Below are 20,877 nucleotides of genomic sequence, written 5' to 3' on the forward strand. Positions count from 1 at the left end.
TTTGAGCTTTTAAAAAAGATTGTTTTTGCCATTTCTTATAACTAAAAAACAAACACAAAATAGGATCACCCTACCTTGTGTTTGCTCTTAAAAATCACTTATGAATCCAAACTGCTCCTGCAGAATTGTCTTTTGCCTCACCAATTACTTCAAACTTCAAACCATGTGTTGGAACAATTCGCCCAGCATCTGGAATGGCACTATTAATATAAGTTTTAGAGTCATCAAACTTCGTTGATCCTTTATAACTTAAGAAATCATATGCCCCACGAGATGGTGAATCAACATAGAAACCTGGTGTTTTGTCCAATGAAAATGCAGCATCAGCTATTTGATAGCGAGTACTTTGAGTAACTGTCTTTTGACCATTCAATGTTCCAAATACTGCTTCAGGATGTGAATCAACAACACCTAAGAAACCTTCTCCTGGATGAACTCCAACCCAGTTATCTGTATAGCTATCATCAGCATACCAAACTACTAATCCTGTGTTATAAACTGCTCCACGTGAATAGGCAAGTGCCTTATCTGAACCAGCATAATTTCTCCACTCTAAGTAGTAGTGATTATTAGCTTGTGAGTAACCATTAGATACAATAAACCCATCGAGCGTTACAGCCGAATTACCTTCAGCATCATCAGAGAAAATCACTTTGTTATCAGCTGTTACACTTAAATTATCAATCGCAAATCCTTCTGGTGCTAATCCACCATCTGTTACATATTCAAACATCAGCTTTACTTTCTTTCCAGCAAATTGGCTTAAATCATAGGATAAATCATTCCAGTTTCCTAAAGTAGATTCATAGCCACCTTGTGTATTTTCATCACCAATAACATCTAATTCTACAGGCTCTCCATCTTCAACAACTGCATTTACGTATACATAATCATAATCAAATTCTACTTCGTAATATGCTTTAGCGTTAAATGTAGCATTTGTTGCTCCTGTTAAATCAAACTGTGGCGTTTCTAATGTTGTATGAAGATTATCACCCTTCGTACTGTAATAGTACTTTTCACCGTAAGCTGGTAGTATTCCTTCAACATTCTTTTTTGGTAAGTTTACTTTAATAATTCCCGGGTTTTTGGATTTTGTAACACTTTGATCAATCACTGAAGCCATACCTTTTTTATCAATATCCTCATAGTTAACTTCAAGAATGTTCGCCCAATTTCCACCCATTAGTTTCTGGAAAAACTCTTTGTTCTGCGGTGAGAAACTTGTCGGAGCTGTTCCTGCAATATTGCCATTCCAACTTCCACCACTCATTATAGACCATGAAGCAACAGGCTCACCTTGACCTGTGTATTGAGTGTCATATTCATCAGGCAACCCTAAATCATGTCCAAATTCATGTGCAAATACTCCAACAGCTCCATCTTCAGGCTGGATCGTGTAATCAAATGCTGCTACATTTCCTCCCCAATAATCAACTGCTGCATCTGTACCAGCAACAGGATAAACACCATCTAATGTCCATCGGTGTGACCATACCGCATCATCTCCTAAAGAACCGCCACCAGCTTCCTGACCTGTACCAGCATGGATAATCATTAAATGATCAACTAACCCATCTGGTTCATTTTGATTACCATCTCCATCTAAATCATACAAATCAAATTGATCATATTCAGCTAAATCCATTCCTGATGCAGCAGCCGCGTTTAGCGCATCTTTCACAAGATCTCTTGGACCTTTTGGAGCTAAGTTATCATGACCACCTGCAGGGTTGTCATCTCCATATTCTTTTGCATTTCCAGGAACAGTTAACCATTCAGATACAGTTCCATCAACAGTGTAGCTTCCACCAGATTGCTCTTCATAAAACTGCTTAAACGTTTTCACTTTCTCCCCATTAAATAGCGTGAATTCTTCATCACCAAACATTAGATTTTCATAATGTTCTTTATTGAAATCATCTGAGTACATATACCCTTCTTCTTGTACAACATTATTATGTTTAAAATCAGCAAATTCAGTTAAAAGCACTAGCACTTTATCTGTACGAACATCACCTTTGTATGGAGCTTGCTGTGCAGCATTTACTTTCACTGCTCCATTCGGCTTGCCTTTTTTGTAATTTTCATGTCCCTTGTTTAACTGCTTAGCTAGCTTGTCCTTTTGTTTCGTTAAGAAATCTTTAGCTTTTTTATCTAGCTTTTCCTTCTGTTCTTCTGAATGATGATGTTCTGAATGATCTTCAATAGCAGGCTTGGTGCCTTGCTTATTATTAATATATTCCTTTACTGCTTTTTTCACTTGTGCAGCAGAAGCATTTTTTGAAATGACTCCCTGCTCTTTAAGTGCATCCGCTAATCGGTCCTCTGGAATGATATTTAAATCAATAGGTGCAGATTCTAATGGAGCAGAAGCTGCTTGTGCGGATTGAGTAAATGGTAAGTATGTACCAAACAGCAAGCCCCCTACTAAAATAGTAGTTGTTGACACTTTAGTTAATCGGTATAAGCTTTTCTTTTTTCTTTCTCTTGCTCTTTTCAATTTTCTCACATCTTTTCCCCCTTCAATTTTTATATAGTAGATTGTTATCTTTTAAAATACTTTTAAAAGAACTATTTACTCTATGAAACTATTATAGAATCTTATTTAAATATAATAAATAGTACGAAAATTCTATTTTCTAAAAATTCTAACTAGTCTTTGTGCCTAGTTTATTTATTTAGCTAGTGTCTTTACACTTATTTAACTCTCTATCAATAAAACCATATATATCAATTACTTCGTCACCTTTTCTACCATATTAATTGAAAATTCACATTGTTATTCGCTTTTCTTTGAACAATTTTCTATAAACGACACTACTTTAATATACTTTTACTTTAAAGCTTTTAATCAGTAAAGAATGTTATTTCAGTAAAATCTTAAACCATTAAATTGATGACAGTTGTATTACAATATGATGTCAACCTACAAAAAACTACATCATATAACAAATAATATAAAAAGACTGATTAACTAAAAAATTCACTTTTAAAAGTCCATTGGCATCTTTTCTTCATGGGCATTGTAAAACTTGATATTAATTTTCACCATTTTAAAAAAGTAAGAAATGAGGTTTATTTACATGTTAACTACTACTGAGATTGGTATTGATTTAGGTACAGCAAATATACTTGTATATACAAAAAATAAAGGAATTATTCTTAATGAGCCTTCGGTTGTAGCGATCGATACAACAACAAATAAAGTGCTTGCAGTAGGAACTGATGCTAAGAATATGATCGGAAAAACGCCGGGGAAAATTGTAGCAATAAGACCTTTAAAAGATGGAGTTATTGCAGATTATGATGTGACTACAGATATGCTACGACATATTATGAAAATTGCTTCTAGAAAGCTTGGAATGTCCATTAGAAAACCTACAGTCGTTGTATGTACTCCCTCTGGTGCCACTTCTGTGGAGAGAAGAGCGATACAAGACGCAATAAGAAGCTCTGGCGCTAAACAAGTACATTTAATAGAGGAACCTGTAGCTGCAGCAATTGGAGCTGATTTACCTGTTGAAGAACCAATTGCTAATGTTATTGTAGATATAGGTGGAGGTACAACTGAAGTTGCAATCATCTCTTACGGTGGAGTTGTTACTTGTCATTCTATTAGAATTGCAGGAGATCAGTTAGATGAAGATATAGTTCAATACGTCCGAAAAAATTATAACCTTCTTATAGGTGAACGAACAGCTGAACAATTGAAAACAGAAATTGGTTATGCTCTTATTCATCATGAAAGTATTGAAAAAGAAATACGTGGAAGAGATTTAGTTACAGGATTACCAAAAACAATCTCGGTATCTTCTTTAGAAATGCAGGATGCAATGAAAGAGTCTCTATTACATATTTTAGAGGCTATTAGAGCCACTTTAGAGGATTGTCCACCAGAGCTAAGCGGAGATATTGTCGATCGAGGTGTGATTCTTACTGGTGGTGGTGCTTTATTGAAGGGACTTCAAGAATGGGTCAGTGAAGAAATGGATGTTCCCGTTCATATTGCTCCCAATCCTTTAGAGTCTGTTGCAATTGGTACTGGAAGATCACTTACGGTTATTAATAAATTACTAAAAGCTGCAAAATAATAAATAATTGTTTTCTGCCTCAAACTTAAAGTTCTCCATTCAGAGCTTTAAGTTTTTTTGCATTTTTACCATTTACGTTGCTGAGCTATATTGAGGATTAACCTTCATAACGGATTGTCCGTACTATCCAAGATCATATCAGTTAGTTTAATGCTACTTTATCCCTAAAATTAGGGGAATTACAACCTACATTCCAAAAAAGAGCCTATATTAGAGAAGCACTCATTAAATTTACAAAAACTTCATAATTTTTTTAGCATCAATTCTGTTATTTCCGAATAAATTATATCTGGCTCATATAGTAATGAAATAAGACACACTTAATGTTTTACTTCGTGATTATACAATCTAGGCATCTTTAATTTTAATTATACAGCTTGTTTCAACTTACTAATAAACGTAAGGTTAGTGTTTGTCAAAAGTTGTGAAACTTTCTTACATGTCACAACGTCTAATATTTGAGTTTAATAGGAGGTTCATTCGTGAGAGATCTTAGTAGAAGAATTATTATCAGCTTAACTTTAGCAGTGGTTATTATGGGGGGCATGAGTGTTTCATTAGCAAATATGCCAACTAGTCCAACTTCTAATAATGAAGTTGTTCAAGTTCAAGGGAAATAAGTTTACGAAGTAAGGAGGAGCATTTTCATTGAACAAGGGGAAAAACTCTACTTTCTATCAATTCATTCCGTTTTGTTTTCCAATTTTATCTTTACTTATACTTACGAGTAACTTGATAGGTACATATTCAATTTCCGTTGCTGTAGGGATATTATTGATTGGTTTTACCTATTCTTTTATTGCCATGATTTCTAGAAGAGGCTTAATTAGCGCAATAATCAACATGTATGTTATAGGTATCTTAATATTTGGAAGTGGTGTTATGTATATCATGACTATAGCTAGCCGAGTATAAAGTTTAACTTAAATGACTTATAGTAAACAAAGCATTCTCGAATGATTTATTCACTCTAGAATGCTCTTTTATTTTGCTTTGATGTTAATTATGTGAGCTTTTTATCAGCTCTTTCTAGAAAATCTGTCAAACTAAATCTATTATATGTGAAAATGAAATTGAAAATCACCTAGAAAATTAGTTCTGGTTTATTCAGGTAGTGATCAGTTGTTTAATATTATTTTAATCTCTAAACGCTCGATCCCCTAAGATTTTATACGTTATATCATCTGATGGAGGATTATGCAGTCCGGCTCTTACATCACGGTAATATCTTTGAAGTGGATTAGTGTTAAATAAACTTTGTCCACCTACTACCCTCATTGCCAAATCAACTACTTCAACAGCAGCATTTGTTACAATTGTTTTTGTTACTGCCAAGTCATAGGCCAATTTATCACGGTCATCTGGTACTTTATCCCACTTTTCAGCAGTTGAATACATTAGGGTTCTAGCTGTAGTAAGCTTTATATCCATCTCAGCTATTTTTCTTCTTACCTCTGGTACCTCTTTAATTGGATAGGTGAGGCTTGTAGGCTGATATGTTTTGGCAAACTGTACAGCTTCATTTCTAGCAGCAATAGCAATACCGATATAACAAGCTGGTATATGTAGAAGCCACCCTTGTGCAGAAGGTCTTTCTTTTTTTTGTTTTCTTTCAACTAATGCTTCCTCTGGTAGCTCAACTGAGTGTAATAGCAAATCGTCACTTCTTGTTCCACGCATACCAAGTGTATCCCACGTTTCTTCAATTGATAAACCGTTTGCAGACCTTGGGATTAGAAAGTCACCAATTTCACCTGTTTCTTCAATTGTTGCCGGAACAATAAAATAATCAAGTGCTGGTGCTAATGATGTGAAAATCTTCTTGCCATTAATCATCCACTTTCCATCTACTTTTGAAGCGATTGTTTCGGGTTTTCCTCCCCTTGCCGGACTCCCAGAGTTCGGTTCAGTGGCTGCACTGTTTATTAGTTTATTTTCTTTTATAATTTCTTCACATACATACTTAAAGGTAGTCATTTTCCATTTTTTTGTTTCTCTGAGATGCATGATTAAACCCAAGTGCCATCCCAGTGATAAGGAAGTAGGAGCATCACCCTGAGCGATTTTTTCTTGCACTAATAAAAAATCATAAAGAGATGCACCATCCCCACCAAACTCCGTTGGTATTGTAAGCTTTAGATATCCTTCCTTCTTTAAACGCTCAAAATTTCCAAAAGGAAAACTACCTTCTTTATCATGTTTATCAGCAAATAGTGCGAACTCCTTGGATAATTCATCTGTTTTCTTCAGTAATTTCATTTGAATTTCGTTTTTAATAAATTGATCATCTAAATATTTCACTTAATCACCTCATCTTCTCTTATTTTATATACTTTCCTTATCAACTCAAAGTATTTTGACTCTAAATAGGCTATCTCTTTTCTTTCTTATAAATGTTTTGATAAAATGAATTGAAAGGTTGAGAAAACTTTCACAAAAATACATAATACATAATGCACTCAATTAGGAGGGTTATATTTGTCTAACTTTAAAGAGAATTTAGAAAAATATGCTGAATTAGCAGTACGTGTTGGTGTGAATATCCAACAAAATCAAAACTTAACTATAAATGCATCAACAGAAGCAGTAGACTTTGTTCGACTTGTTGTAAAAAAGGCTTATGAAGCAGGAGCAAGGAATGTTTATGTTGAGTGGCATGATGATGTTATTACAAGAACAAGATTTGAATTAGCTTCAAGTGATGCACTAAGTGATTATCCAGAATGGAAAGCAAAAGGATTAGAAACACTTGCAGAAAACGATGGGGCATTTATGTCAATCATTTCTTCTGATCCAGACCTTCTAAGTGGAATAGATCCTAAACGTATTGCACTTACAACAAAAGCTGCTGGAGTTGCACTAACAAAATATCGAAACTACTTACAAGCAGATAAAGCAAGTTGGACAGTTATTGCTGCAGCTTCAAAAGAATGGGCTGCAAAAGTTTTTCCAGATGAAACAGCAGACAAACAAGTTGAAAAACTATGGGAAGCTATCTTTAAAACAACTCGTATTGACCAAGAAGATCCTGTTGAAGCATGGCAAAAACATAATGATAACCTGCACGAAAAAGTTAAATATCTTAATAACAAAAGATATAAAAAACTACATTATAAATCAACTGGTACAGATTTAACGATCGAACTTCATCATACACATACATGGGTTGGCGCTGGTAGTGAAAATGAAAAAGGGAATTTCTTTATGGCAAATATGCCTACAGAAGAAGTTTTTACAGTACCGCTTCGTAATGGTGTAAATGGTGTTGTTCAAAGTACAAAGCCGCTTAGCTATAGCGGGAACTTAATTGATAACTTTAGTTTAAAGTTTGAAAATGGTCGAATTGTATCTGTGACAGCTGAAAAAGGTGAAGAAGTGCTAAAACAGCTTGTTGAAACAGATGAAGGATCACATTACTTAGGCGAAATTGCTTTAGTTGCTCACGATTCACCGATCTCACAATCAGGTATTCTATTTTATAATACGCTATTTGATGAAAACGCATCAAATCATTTAGCAATTGGAAATGGGTATGCTTTCTGTGTTGAAGGTGGAAAGAAAATGTCTCGAGAAGAACTAGAAAAGGTAGGAGTGAACTCTAGTATTACACATGTAGATTTTATGATTGGTTCTGCTGATATGAATATTGATGGTATTTCTGAAGATGGTTCTTCAGAAGCAATTTTCAAAAACGGTACATGGGCTTTTTAAGCTGTTAGCTCAAATACTGAGGTAATCACTTTCTGCTAGGTAGATATTCAAAAAGTAGGCAGTTTACACTTTAAAATATTCTTCTTTTCCTTCCTTTAATTTAAATAAGACTAAGGATACTAATGCCAACCAATCTTTATATAGCAAAGTTATGAAAAAGGGTCATGACTTTTAATAGTCAGATCCTTTTTGTTTGATCAACACACAATGAGAGGAATTTAACATGAAGAAAGTAGAAGTTTATATATTATCAGGTTTTTTAGGAGCAGGAAAAACATCATTACTTCAAAATATTTTATCCCAAGAAAAGCAACAAAAAAGAAAGATTGCCGTTATTATGAATGAGCTTGGCGAGGTATCAATTGACTCAAATGCTGTATCAGAAGAAACACCGCTAAAAGAGTTATTAAACGGCTGTGTTTGCTGTACAATCCAAGGTCAACTTGAGGTACAGCTTGAAAACATGTTACGTGAATATGATCTTGATGCACTATATATTGAAACGACTGGAGTCGCACACCCAATAGAGGTATTAGATGCTTGCCTTTCACCCCTATTTGCAGAAAATCTAAATGTAAAAGCTATCATCTCGATTGTGGATACTAAAAGGTGGAAAGATCGTTCAAAATTAAGCATTCAATTACGTAAGCTTTTAATAGAACAAGTACAACATGCAGACGTTGTACTATTAAATAAAATAGACTCTATTTCTGACGATGAACAATCAGCAATTGTTTCTGAAATACAAGGATTGAACAAAAATGGAAAGCTGCTTATGACAGAGTTTGCAAGAGTTCCACTTTCGATGATTCAACCTAAACAAATGATCGATAAACAACAGCATGAAACAGCACATGTACATGAAAAACTCCACTTGCGTACTTATGTTCATACATTTACACATCAGATTGATTTAAGTGAATTTGAACAGTTTTTAAGAGAAATGCCAGATACAATTTACCGAATCAAAGGTTATATCGGATTCACCCATTCTTCTGATAGCTATCTTTTCCAATATTCCTATGGTATGCCTATATACATGAAAGAACCGATAAAAAGGAAAAAGACACTGGTATTTATTGGTGAGGACCTTGATCACAACATGTTAAGAGAAAAACTTATACTGTTAGAGAAATCTGAATAAATGAAGAGGCTGGAACCTAAGTATTTAACATAATGATAAACCCGAATTATTAGGTGATATTTCGGGTTTATCATTCGCTTAATAATTTGGGTTTTTATTTGCCGTCTTCAATAGATTTTTTGATTTTGGATTCTATTTTTAAGAACTTAGTGAAATGGAACGAACTTGTTTCTTTCAGCTTAACTGAATTTAGTATTTATTCGTCTTTTTGTATGACTTCTTTAGTTATGTCCCAGCCTCTTCTTATTTTAGTTTAAAAATACTGTTCAGTATACCAAACTCTATATCACAGTTGACAGTTTTAGAAAGGCTGTTTTCTTACACTTTGTATGGTTAAAATTCTAACGTAAACAATTCTGTATAAAGTCTAGTGGCCTCTTCCCTTCTACAAATCGAACCTTTATGCGAAAAAACAATCGTTACAACAGAAGAGATCTAATACAACAACCTTTAGAAAAAAGCCTTTTTAATTGAAGTGCTGTTTATTATAGGTACAAAGATTTGAATAAGCCATTTTTAAATAAGGTGTATTGATATTATTTTCTTTAGCTAACGTTAATAAATAGCCATGTAAATGCTCTCCTTCAATGGACTCTTTCTTTTCCATATCTCTTTGCATAGACGATTTCATATCATATGACATTTCGTTTATTTTATGTAGTTGTAAATTCTCAATATCATCATCAATAGGCGCTCCAACTTCTCTCATAATTGACCCAATTTCTAAAAATAAATTGCCAATCATCTCTAATCCATATTTTGCTTCTCTTATTGGACCGATACTAGAACGAAAAAGAGTAGTGATACCGGAAAGTCCGCTAATAAACATATATTTATGCCACATATCTTTTAAAATTGTATCACTTTTTCTTATTGATGCTTTTGTTTGTGAAAAAGCCTCATTAATTTCTTTTATTCTTTCTGTTTCTTTTCCAGAAAATTCACCATAAACAAAATCATGAGTTACACTGGATTGAATAATGACTCCACCTTGATCAACTGTAGATTCAACAAAACATAAGCCACCAATAACTTGATTTTCTAGAAAAGTACTTTTTAGAACATCTATATGCTTTATTCCATTTAACATTGGAATGATTACAGTTTCCTGACCAACAAATGATTTAATATCTTCAATAGCTTTTAAGAAATGATAAGATTTTGTACCAATTAATATGACATCATATTTTCCTTGACTCAGATCAGTACTTACTATTGTTTTTGGTAAAAATGAATAATCACCATGAACACTTTTAATCTTTAGTCCATTTTCTTTCAACTGTCGTTGACGTTTCTCTCTAACAAGAAAAGTAACATCTACACCTGACTCAGCTAACCTTCCGCCAAAATAACCACCTACTGCTCCTGCTCCTACAACTAAAACTTTCATTTTTTCAGCTCCTTTTTAATAATAACTAAACAAATTTTAGCATATGATCTACTTAAAAACTGTATAACTTATACTTAATCGCCATACCTATCTACTTTTCTAGGAGAAGTGGTTTCTATTTTATATTACCTACTAGTATCTCCACTCTAAAAAAATCTTACAAAATGAACAATCATTGTTTAATAGTTTCCTTCAAGTATAAGAAAGCGCTGACATTTTGTCATGTGAAAAACATTACTTTAATGCTATTATTTAGATTACGGTGCTGGTTAATTATTATTCTCTAAATTGACTGAAAGATTAAGGAGAAATTTATATGTTTGAACTTCTACTAACAATGCTTGAGCGACTTGGAATTATTGTTACAGTTGCATTTCTAGTTACGAGATTACCATTTTTCAGGCATATGATTCAAAGAAATGAGATAAGTAGGAAACATCAATATTACGCGATTGCCTTCTTTGGTCTTTTTGGTATTATTGGTACATATTCCGGGGTTACATTTGATACAAATTCTCTCCAATTTAATCGATGGGCATATGAACTTTCTAGTGAGGAAGCAATAGCAAATTCACGGGTAATTGGAATCATCATTGCTGGTTTATTAGGTGGATACAAAGTTGGAATTGGAGCAGGGATTATCTCTGGACTTCACCGCTTTTCTCTAGGTGGTTTTACTGCTGTTTCTTGTGGATTATCTGCAATTTTAGCCGGTGTCTTAGCAGGATATTTTCACAAAAAGCGAGCACGTATACATTTATCTACAGCTTTATTCGTTGGAGCTTTTGCAGAAGCCACTCAAATGCTTGTCATACTTCTCGTTTCAAAACCTTTTATTCAGTCCCTTCAATTAGTACAAGCAATTGGCATTCCTATGATTATCGCTAACGGAGTTGGCTCTGCAATTTTCTTACTAATCGTAAAAAGTGTTGTAAGTGAGGAAGAAAAAGTTGGTGCCACACAAGCACAAAAATCTCTAAGACTAGCTGAACAAACACTTACTTATTTAAGAAATGGGTTATCTCCAAAAACGGCTGAAGTTGTATGTCGAATTATCTTAAAAGAAGTAGATGCTATCGCAATTTCCATCACAAACCAAGATAATATACTTGCTCATATCGGTTTAGCAGATGATCATCATAAAAAAAACATGTCAATTCAAACATCCTTAACAAAGCAAGTATTAAAAAAGGGAACGTTAACCATAGCAAACCAAAAAGATATACAATGTAAAATGAATAGTTGTCCTCTAGGTGCTGCTGTTATTGCTCCTTTAAAAATAAGAGATGAAACAATTGGAACATTAAAATTTTACTTTCATTTTGAAAAAGACATTTCAAACCTGGATATCGAGCTAATACGTGGACTTAGCTCTCTACTAAGTAATCAATTGGAAATTTCTGAAGCTGAGCAAGCTAAACAATTAGCAAAAGAAGCTGAAATAAAAGCACTTCAGGCACAAATTAGTCCTCATTTTCTATTTAATTCATTAAATATAATTGTCTCATTAATACGCACAAATCCTGAACTAGCTAGAAAGCTGATTGTTAACTTATCACAATATTTCAGAAAGAACTTAACAGGCACAACAACAAATTGGACGACTCTTAAAGAAGAATTAGATCATGTTCAAGCTTATTTAGCAATTGAAGAGGCTCGTTTTGTAGATCGTTTAGTGATTTTATATGATATTGACCAATCAGCTTTGACAAAAAAAATCCCAACCCTAACATTGCAGCCTTTAGTCGAAAACGCTATAAAACATGGAATAAAAGATTTGGCACATAATTGTATGATTAAACTCTCCATAAAGAAAATTGATAATAGTAGCGTGAAAATCGTTGTAAAAGATAACGGTAAAGGCATTGATGAGGAAAGGCTTCAAACCATTATAACATCCATTGTTGATAGTCAAAATGGTACAGGGTTTGGTTTGTATAATGTGAATAGACGATTACTTTTGTTACTCGGTGAAAACAGTAGATTAAGAGTGGAATCTAAGCTAAATAAAGGGACATCAGTCTCATTTAAAATAAAGGAGGTTGAGATGAAATGAAAAAACATCAAATTACAGCCTTAATCATAGATGATGAAAGATACAGCCGAGATGAGCTTCGGCATTTGATAGAAGATGATCACTCGATCGATGTTGTTGGTGAGGGAGATTCAGGTGAAGCAGCAATTGTAAAAGCAATTCAGCTAAAACCAGATGTTATATTTCTAGATGTTGAAATGCCACAGATGAATGGAATTGATACGGCTAAAGCTATTAACAGCCTAAAAGATCCTCCGCTAATTGTCTTTGCAACAGCTTACCCTGAATTCGCTGTTGAAGCATTTCGATATGGTGCTATCGATTATCTTTTAAAGCCCTTTGAAGAGGAAAGAATAAAGGAAACGATAACAAGACTAGAAGATCGTTTGACCAAAGCTAACCATGAAAAGGATGCTACACCCTCACCCAAAAAATTAGCGATTGAAAGTGAAGATGGAATTGTTTATATAGATCCGAATGAGATTATTTTTGCTTATCGAGATGATCGTATGACAAAAATAGTAGGTAAAGTGTTTGAATATGAAACAAAAACACCACTGAAAGATTTTGAAGTTCGTTTAAAGGATTACCGTTTTTTTCGTATCCACAAAAGTTATCTTGTAAACCTTAGGGATGTCAAAAAATTAGTTCCATGGTTTAATGGTGCATACCAGCTTGAGTTACATGGTCACAAAGAAACGCTTTCAGTTAGTAGAAACTACGTGAAGGCTTTGAGGACAAAGCTAGAAATATAATTACATAAGGCTGTTTTCGTAAACTTTGTTGCTTTTAGGAAATTGGAGGAAACATTACTGTATATAGTCTAGAGGCATCTTTTCTTCTTAGAAATCGTACTTTTTATGCGATAAAACACTGTTGCTAACAGATAATAAGATCATTTAGCAACAATCTTTCAGAAAAGAGCCTTACATAACGATTGTTTCAACATATTTACAATCAAATTTCTTCAAACTTTTTACAACTACCCGCATAGTGGACTTAGATTAATGATAAAAGGAAGGAAAAAAGAGATAGGCTAAATAACAAAAGTTATTTAGCCTATCTCTTGCAATTATTTGTTACCATTTGTTAAGGATATATATCCTATTAAGCGTATAGTTCCTTGACTTGTTTCTGAACAGTACTGTCTGCTAAAAACTCGTCATATGACATTTGTTTATCTACTATTCCATTTGATGTTACTTCTATAATACGGTTTGCAATAGTTTCGACAAACTGATGGTCATGAGAAGTAAAGATCATCGCACCTTTGTATACTGTTAAGCCATTATTTAGTGCTGTAATTGATTCTAAGTCTAAATGGTTTGTAGGTTCATCTAATAACAGGACATTTGATCCGCTAAGCATCATTTTCGAAAGCATGCAACGAACTTTTTCTCCCCCAGATAAAACACTAGGTTTTTTCAGAACTTCTTCACCCGAGAAAAGCATACGCCCTAAAAATCCACGAAGGAAGCTCTCACTTTGATCATTTGGAGAGTATTGACGTAGCCAATCCACAAGATTAGGTTCATTCCCAGTGAAGTACTCACTGTTATCTTTAGGGAAATAAGCTTGTGATGTTGTTACACCCCATTTGTAAGTTCCACTATCAGGTTCCATTTCACCAGATAGAATTTTAAATAACGTTGTGATAGCAATCTCATCGCGACCAACTAACGCAATTTTATCTTCTTTATTCATCATAAAGCTTACATTATCTAAAACCTTAACACCATCGATCGTTTTTGATAAACCCTCTACACGTAAAACATCATTTCCTATTTCTCGCTCTGGGGTAAAGTTAACATAAGGATAACGTCTAGAAGAAGGCTGTATATCATCTAATGAAATTTTGTCTAACAACTTTTTACGAGATGTTGCTTGCTTAGATTTAGATGCATTTGCACTAAATCGAGCAATAAAGTTTTGTAACTCTTTAATTTTTTCTTCTTTTTTCTTATTTGCTTCTTGACCTAATTTTGCGACTAACTGACTTGATTCGTACCAGAAATCATAGTTACCTACATAGACTTTGATTTTCGAGAAGTCCAAGTCAGCAATATGTGTACATACTTTGTTTAAGAAGTGACGATCATGCGAAACAACGATTACAGTATTCTCAAAATTAATTAAGAATTCTTCTAACCATTGAATTGCTTGAATATCAAGATGGTTTGTTGGCTCATCAAGAAGTAAAACATCAGGTTTACCGAAAAGAGCTTGAGCTAAAAGAATCTTAACCTTATCTCCACCTGTTAGATCAGCCATTTTCTTTGTATGAAGATCCTCACTAATTCCTAACCCTTTTAAAAGAATTGCAGCTTCACTTTCTGCTTCCCAACCATTTAATTCAGCAAATTCACCTTCTAATTCTGCTGCTTTCATTCCATCTTCATCAGTGAAATCAGCCTTCATGTAGATTGCATCTTTTTCTTGCATAACTTCATAAAGACGCTTATGTCCCATAATAACTGTTTTTAAAACTTCAAACTCTTCATATTCAAAGTGATTTTGTTTTAAAATAGCCAATCTTTCACCAGGTGCCATACTAACATCACCTGTTTGAGCTTCAATTTCACCTGATAATATTTTTAAAAACGTGGATTTTCCCGCGCCATTTGCACCAATTAATCCGTAGCAGTTGCCCGGAGTAAATTTAATATTAACATCCTCAAAAAGCTTGCGATCACCAAATCGTAAGCTAACATTAGTAACTTGAATCATGAAATATCCTCCAATACTTTAAACATCTAAATAATTATAACACTTAAAGTCCAATTTTTATACGTATATTGGTGTTAACTTTACATACACTTAAAGATTCTATACCGTTCTTTATTAGAGTGAAAAAAAACATACGAATAATTCCTTGCAAATTTGTTAAGGATTTATCTTAGGGAATGGAGGTTGCAACATGTTTTCATCACGTGGAGATGCACATAAGTTATATATAAAGTTTAAAAAAGCACAAAATCAAAACCAATCATTGGATGATTTAAAAGAATTAATAGAAATTGAAGAAATAAAATCTTTTTATAACAACCAAGAAAGTTCAACACTAGAAAAAATCTATTATCGTGTTTTAAAGGAGAAAAATGGGATGGGAATGATTCCCGTTTTTGTTTCTGCTGGTCCATGGTTATTATTTCTGTTTTCAAAAAAGCTACAAGAAGTTTTATTTCAAAACGGAAGTTTACCTTTCATCATTTTCATTACCTTATATTTGATCATTTTAACTTCTAGTGTGATATTACATTTTCGTGAGAAAGCTTGGGCAGCAATTCACTCGACTATAATAAAAGACATATTAAATGATCGCAAAATGAAAAGTAACTCTACATAAAAATCATTGTATTTTATGGCTTAGTCTAACAAACAGGGTTTTTGACCTACATTACAGGCAATCAACTTGCAAAATTCGCAAGCGCCTGTATTGTCTCACAATCAGGATAATTTACTAAAGTTAACATAAAAAATAACACAAAAGATTAAAATCTACTTTTCTCTATTTTATATTTTCTAAGAACGATAAACATGAATAGTAGACCAATTAAAACTGTTGTAATTGCAGATGACATAGCATTCACATTTTTCAAAACAAATAATGATGGAATATCTCCTACCACAGTATCTTCCATCGTTAAGAAGATACATAAAAACATATTGTTAGCTGCATGAGCACCTATGCTATATTCAGAGCTATTCGTTTTGATTGTTATGTAGGTCCAGATAAATCCCATTGCCAAATAATCAATTGCTATCCAGATAGCTCCGTGCTCCATTTCAGGGTTTCCAAAATGTAGGCTTCCAAAAATCCCTCCAACTATTAATGTAAGAACCACTGGATTTTTCGTCACTTTTCCTACCCATTGTAACAAAAAACCTCTAAAAAATAGCTCCTCAGATGTTGTTTGAATAGGAACCAATAATATTGATGCAAGTACTAACCATACAAAACGAGAGCCATCAAAATTATTCAACATATAATCATTTGGTGAGATAATATAATCTACTAGTGAAAATAGTGCAAACAATAAAAAAGAAACTAAAAATCCATATAATATTTTAGACCAGTTCACTCTATTATATGGTGTAATAAAGGATATTAATTTTCTTTTTAGTATCATTCTAGCAGCTATCCACATTCCAATAACGGTTGTAATGTTTACAATATGATATAAATAAAAGTCAACCAAGGGATCTATTATCACCATTTCATTTAAATTTATAAGATCTGGATTAACAAGACCAGTAATCAGCATACTTATGATGTAACATATCAAACCAATGATAAACATAAAAGCTAAAATAACTAATAGGGAGAGAATGTATCTCCAATGAGTGTTTTTCCCATTTAATATCTTAACAAAATTTGGTTCCATTTTAATTCTCCTTTTAATAGATTTACATAAACTTGTCTGATGTAGTGATCAGCATCTACTATCTAACTTAAAACAATTAGTTATATTCCTTTTAAAACAAAAATAGAACACACCCATTCATTTTACAGATATTAACATCATATATGATTATCTCTACTATGAAAATATTTAATTGAATTTTTCTGTAAAATGCATCACTTCTACTTTTTCATACAAATGCATTTAAATAACCATTAACTACATGTTAAACTCCTTTTCTTACATGTTAAACAAAAATCAAGCTATTAAACTTATAATTTTGATACCATAAATGTAAACGTATTCAACAATAAAAATACTAGGAGGTTTCCCTATATGTATACGTTTATTGGCGGAATAGTACTTCTTATAGTAGGTTATTTTATTTATGGTCGTTTTGTTGAAAAGGTTTTTGGTGTGAAAGAAGCTAGACAAACACCAGCTATTACAAAAAGAGATAATGTAGATTACTTACCAATGGGTAAAAAACGTAATTCATTGATTCAATTACTAAATATCGCAGGTGTCGGACCGATATTCGGACCAATTATGGGTGCATTATATGGTCCAGCTGCATTCATTTGGATTGTGATTGGCTGTATCTTTGCCGGTGCTGTTCATGATTATTTAACTGGTATGATTTCAATACGTAACCGTGGTGCACATTTACCAGAACTAGCTGGTAAATTTCTTGGGAAAACAATGAAACATGTTGTAAACGCATTTGCCATTCTTTTATTACTTTTAGTTGGTACCGTGTTCGTTACAGCACCTGCAAATTTATTAGCAGGAATAACTCCTGAATGGGTATCTTTCGGAGTGATTATAGCTGCAATCTTCATTTACTATGTTTTAGCAACACTACTTCCAATTGATAAAGTAATTGGTAGATTATATCCTTTCTTTGGAGCATTACTTTTAATAAGTGCAGTTGGAGTAGCCGCATCACTAGTTATTACAGGCGCACCAATTCCTGAGTTAACTTTGGAAAACATGCATCCTGATAAAGCACCAATTTTCCCACTATTATTTTTAACGATTTCTTGTGGAGCTCTATCTGGTTTCCATGCTACACAAACACCGATCATTTCACGTACAACAGAAAACGAGTCACAAGGACGATTTATCTTCTACGGAATGATGATTGCAGAAGGTATTATCGCGATGATCTGGGCTGCGGCAGCTATGAGCCTTTTTGATGGATACAATGGATTAGCTGATATATTAGCTAATGGTGGTCCAGCTGCAGTTGTAAGCGAAGCATCTACTGCCATGTTAGGAGCAATCGGAGGAACTTTAGCGGTTCTTGGAGTCATTGTACTACCTATCACTTCTGGAGATACTGCATTTAGAAGTGCTCGAATGATTATTGCTGATTATTTAAACATTTCTCAATCAAAAATTGTTAGCCGATTATGGATTGCTATTCCTTTATTCGTAATTTCCTTTGCTTTAACTAAAATTGATTTCACATTATTATGGAGATATTTTTCATGGGCCAATCAGTCGACAGCTGTTATCGCATTATGGGTTGGTGCTATGTACTTATTTATCGCCAAGAAAAATTATTGGATTGCAATGATTCCAGGAATCTTTATGACAATGGCAACATCAACTTATATTCTAAACGCCGCAATAGGATTTGGATTACCACTAAACATTTCTTATATTGGCGCAAGTATTATAACTGTTGTTATCATCGCATTATTTTACAAAGCTGCAATTAAATCCAGATCACAATCCTTCCAACTTGATGATGATCTAACTAATGTTGCTTAAATGAAGATCTTAAAAAGAAAAGTCTGCACATTAACTAAATTTCTGTTAATGTGCAGACTTTTCTACTGATTAGGCGCTGTTGAAGGGATCTTGTAATCGAAATCAACAACAAAGATATAACTAAGTCATTTATTAAAACGATTCACTTGCAACAACTATTGAAGGATATGATAAAATAAGCTATCTACTTATAAAGGAGTACAGCATGAAATTACAAACATTAATCGAATATTGTTTATTAATATTCTTCTCAGGTATTTATTTTGCATTTCTAGGGTTTCAATCGAACGGAATTACTTTCATAGTTGGTGTTATTTTCATCTATATCGTGATCACATTATCAACGAAAAGGATTTTACCTCGATATGGAATCATAGATAAAAAAACATCTATTTTACTGAGTGTTAGTTCTATATTAGGAACTATTTTTATAACAATGTTTATTTTAACAATTTTAGCAACGTAATCACTGCTTTAATCATGTTACATGGGTGGTTTCGTGTCCTTTGTTTTTTTTCGTTTTTTAATCGTAATTAAGGCAATCGTAAGGAGACCACCTAAAACAAGTAATACAGGCAGACTACCTACAATGAATATCGTAAAAGCAGAAACTATATTTAAGAGAAAATTAACGCTATCCATAAACTGTTTTTTTGTTTTATCCCAAGTGTTTAACTCTTTATTATCCAAAGTCGGTATATTCACTTTGTCTTCTATTACATGTAACGTTACTGTCGCTAAATTCACCTTATTTTTCAAGAAATTCATTCTTCCTTTAATTTGCTCAATCTCTTCTTGAACTGTTGATAAATCATTTGAGATTTTTAATAAATCTTCTGTTTTTTCTGCTTTCTCCATAAAATCTAGTAGACGTTTTTCCACAACTTCTTTTGATTTCAACCTTGATTCAAGATCAACATACTCCTCTGTTACATCTTGACCTGAAATTGACTTATTAACTACTTTAGTACTACCTGTCTCAACTGAGTTTAGAAAATCACGAAACTTTTCTTGTGGTATGCGAACAGTGATTGTTCCTTCTACTGATTTCCCTTCTTCTACAGTATATGAGTTCGATTCAACGATATAGCCATTTTGAATTTCTAGTTGCTTTTGGATAAAATTTAGTGTTTCTTCATAGCTTGAAACTCGAATAGAAAGGTCAGCTGTATAAATAACCATTCTCTCATAAGATCTGTCATATTGATTAGAAGATGTCATGTTTTCTTCTTTAACAAGTTCTTGTTCAGAAACCTCATCAGAATTTTCCTGTATTTTTTCTTCTGTCATTTCTTGAGATGAGTTATCTAAACTTCCGCTGCTAGATTTATCCATCTGACTTTCTTCAGTTGAGCTGCTACTACACCCTGTAATACCAATAATAACTAGAAATAGTAAGATAACGTACAGTACCTTCCTCATGTCGACACTTCCTTTTAAAGTAGTTGATCTTAACTCATTAGTCGTATTTTACGAGGAAATGTTACAAAACAATAACAAAAATAAAAACTAAAAAAAGCCGGATTTCACAATTTTATTAAATGTGAAATCCAGCTAGGACTTGTACTGTCTTATTCCGTCTTACTTAAATGATCAAAAGGAAAGAAGATAAATTCTGACTTTCCAAGGATCCGTTCTTTCTCAATTAAACCTAAACCATTTCTACTATCCATACTATTTAAACGATTGTCACCCATCACAAAATAACTTCCCTCTGGGACTTCGATCTCGTCAAAATCACTTGTTAGCATCATACCCATTTGCTCTGCTTCTGTTTCATTACCCTCTAAGTAAGGCTCCGTTATTTCCTGTCCATTTACATAAACTTTACCCTGTTCAGCTGTTATTTTATCACCAGGTAACCCAATAATCCTTTTTACATAGCGAATTTTTTCTTCTTTGCCATCAATTATGACTATGTCACCTTTTTCAATTTCTCCGATAAACTTTAATGTTTTATTTACAAATAGACGATCTCCGTCTTTTAACGTAGGGTCCATTGAAGATCCTTCTACCAAATATGGTTCAAATAAAAAGAAGCGGATAATCATCGCCAACCCTACAGCCAGTACTATTGCTTTCGTCCATTCCCATATCTTTGTTTTCGATGATTCTGTTTCGGTTTGCGACATAATAAATCCTCCTATATTAGCTCTTTAACCATTATACTTTATTACCAATTTATTTGCTAAAAAATTAAAAAACCCTTTATTTTTTTAGGTCAATCACTCATAAATTGGAAAAACATTGAGTTGGATATAATGGAATTGTAAATTAAGACTATAGAAGTGACATTACTATCCTCAGGCTTTTGTATTTTC

Annotated in this window: 17 protein-coding genes; 10 read left to right on the top strand and 7 right to left on the bottom strand. The window is 33.2% G+C overall.

All coding sequences use genetic code 11. The features are described 5' to 3' along the window. Nucleotides 1-94: 94 nt before the first annotated feature. Nucleotides 95-2,437, bottom strand: a complete 2,343-nt coding sequence (locus FS935_RS07060; RefSeq protein ID WP_500684364.1) for an immune inhibitor A domain-containing protein — start codon at nt 2,435-2,437, stop codon at nt 95-97. Between the two features lie 649 nt (nt 2,438-3,086). On the opposite strand from FS935_RS07060, the gene mreBH reads away from it, so the two are divergent. From mreBH to FS935_RS07070, 3 genes are all read left to right on the top strand, one after another. Then, the gene (mreBH, locus tag FS935_RS07065; protein ID WP_146946933.1) at nt 3,087-4,094 is read left to right on the top strand and encodes a rod-share determining protein MreBH; all 1,008 of its coding nucleotides are present in this window, start codon (nt 3,087-3,089) and stop codon (nt 4,092-4,094) included. Between the two features lie 482 nt (nt 4,095-4,576). Further along, complete coding sequence (locus FS935_RS23605) at nt 4,577-4,714, top strand: protein YkpC (RefSeq protein ID WP_168714469.1); 138 nt, start codon at nt 4,577-4,579, stop codon at nt 4,712-4,714. Between the two features lie 28 nt (nt 4,715-4,742). Further along, on the top strand, nt 4,743-5,009 hold the full coding sequence (locus FS935_RS07070; RefSeq protein ID WP_146946935.1) for a hypothetical protein: 267 nt from the start codon (nt 4,743-4,745) through the stop codon (nt 5,007-5,009). 222 nt (nt 5,010-5,231) lie between these two features. Here FS935_RS07070 and FS935_RS07075 read toward each other — a convergent pair whose 3' ends face one another. Further along, on the bottom strand, nt 5,232-6,395 hold the full coding sequence (locus tag FS935_RS07075; RefSeq protein WP_240050837.1) for an acyl-CoA dehydrogenase family protein: 1,164 nt from the start codon (nt 6,393-6,395) through the stop codon (nt 5,232-5,234). A 177-nt stretch (nt 6,396-6,572) separates the two neighbouring features. Between FS935_RS07075 and FS935_RS07080 the strand changes: the two genes are divergently transcribed. Both FS935_RS07080 and FS935_RS07085 read left to right on the top strand, forming a co-directional pair. After that, complete coding sequence (locus FS935_RS07080) at nt 6,573-7,805, top strand: aminopeptidase (RefSeq protein ID WP_146946937.1); 1,233 nt, start codon at nt 6,573-6,575, stop codon at nt 7,803-7,805. A 223-nt stretch (nt 7,806-8,028) separates the two neighbouring features. Further along, nucleotides 8,029-8,949, top strand: coding sequence for a CobW family GTP-binding protein (locus FS935_RS07085; protein WP_146946939.1), 921 nt, complete (start codon nt 8,029-8,031; stop codon nt 8,947-8,949). Nucleotides 8,950-9,415: 466 nt separating this feature from the next. On the opposite strand, the gene FS935_RS07090 is transcribed toward FS935_RS07085, so the two are convergent. Continuing rightward, nucleotides 9,416-10,339 carry a ketopantoate reductase family protein gene (locus tag FS935_RS07090; RefSeq protein WP_146946941.1) on the bottom strand — a complete coding sequence of 308 codons (924 nt, stop codon included), beginning with the start codon at nt 10,337-10,339 and terminating at the stop codon, nt 9,416-9,418. Between the two features lie 316 nt (nt 10,340-10,655). On the opposite strand from FS935_RS07090, the gene FS935_RS07095 reads away from it, so the two are divergent. Then, on the top strand, nt 10,656-12,395 hold the full coding sequence (locus FS935_RS07095; RefSeq protein ID WP_146946943.1) for a sensor histidine kinase: 1,740 nt from the start codon (nt 10,656-10,658) through the stop codon (nt 12,393-12,395). Then, nucleotides 12,392-13,129, top strand: coding sequence for a LytR/AlgR family response regulator transcription factor (locus tag FS935_RS07100; protein ID WP_146946945.1), 738 nt, complete (start codon nt 12,392-12,394; stop codon nt 13,127-13,129). Before FS935_RS07095 ends, FS935_RS07100 begins: the two co-directional genes overlap by 4 nt. 352 nt (nt 13,130-13,481) lie before the next feature. On the opposite strand, the gene FS935_RS07105 is transcribed toward FS935_RS07100, so the two are convergent. Beyond that, nucleotides 13,482-15,101: an ABC-F family ATP-binding cassette domain-containing protein gene (locus FS935_RS07105; RefSeq protein ID WP_146946947.1), complete on the bottom strand. Its 1,620-nt coding sequence runs from the start codon at nt 15,099-15,101 to the stop codon at nt 13,482-13,484. Between the two features lie 190 nt (nt 15,102-15,291). Between FS935_RS07105 and FS935_RS07110 the strand changes: the two genes are divergently transcribed. Further along, nucleotides 15,292-15,720: a hypothetical protein gene (locus FS935_RS07110; RefSeq protein WP_146946949.1), complete on the top strand. Its 429-nt coding sequence runs from the start codon at nt 15,292-15,294 to the stop codon at nt 15,718-15,720. Nucleotides 15,721-15,865: 145 nt separating this feature from the next. Here the strand turns inward: FS935_RS07110 and FS935_RS07115 are convergent, their stop codons facing one another. Beyond that, on the bottom strand, nt 15,866-16,759 hold the full coding sequence (locus tag FS935_RS07115) for a CPBP family intramembrane glutamic endopeptidase (protein WP_146946951.1): 894 nt from the start codon (nt 16,757-16,759) through the stop codon (nt 15,866-15,868). A 354-nt stretch (nt 16,760-17,113) separates the two neighbouring features. Between FS935_RS07115 and FS935_RS07120 the strand changes: the two genes are divergently transcribed. Both FS935_RS07120 and FS935_RS07125 read left to right on the top strand, forming a co-directional pair. Continuing rightward, nucleotides 17,114-18,556, top strand: coding sequence for a carbon starvation CstA family protein (locus tag FS935_RS07120; RefSeq protein WP_146946953.1), 1,443 nt, complete (start codon nt 17,114-17,116; stop codon nt 18,554-18,556). A gap of 205 nt (nt 18,557-18,761) precedes the next feature. Continuing rightward, nucleotides 18,762-19,022 carry a hypothetical protein gene (locus FS935_RS07125; protein ID WP_146946955.1) on the top strand — a complete coding sequence of 87 codons (261 nt, stop codon included), beginning with the start codon at nt 18,762-18,764 and terminating at the stop codon, nt 19,020-19,022. Nucleotides 19,023-19,039: 17 nt separating this feature from the next. On the opposite strand, the gene FS935_RS07130 is transcribed toward FS935_RS07125, so the two are convergent. Together FS935_RS07130 and lepB are read right to left on the bottom strand one after the other, a co-directional pair. Further along, complete coding sequence (locus FS935_RS07130) at nt 19,040-19,978, bottom strand: DUF4349 domain-containing protein (RefSeq protein ID WP_146946956.1); 939 nt, start codon at nt 19,976-19,978, stop codon at nt 19,040-19,042. Nucleotides 19,979-20,127: 149 nt separating this feature from the next. After that, nucleotides 20,128-20,688 (bottom strand): signal peptidase I, encoded by a 561-nt coding sequence (gene lepB / locus FS935_RS07135; protein ID WP_146946958.1) that lies wholly within the window; start codon nt 20,686-20,688, stop codon nt 20,128-20,130. Nucleotides 20,689-20,877: the final 189 nt, after the last annotated feature.

Source organism: Metabacillus litoralis (assembly GCF_007994985.1).
In the GTDB taxonomy this organism is placed as follows: domain Bacteria; phylum Bacillota; class Bacilli; order Bacillales; family Bacillaceae; genus Metabacillus; species Metabacillus litoralis.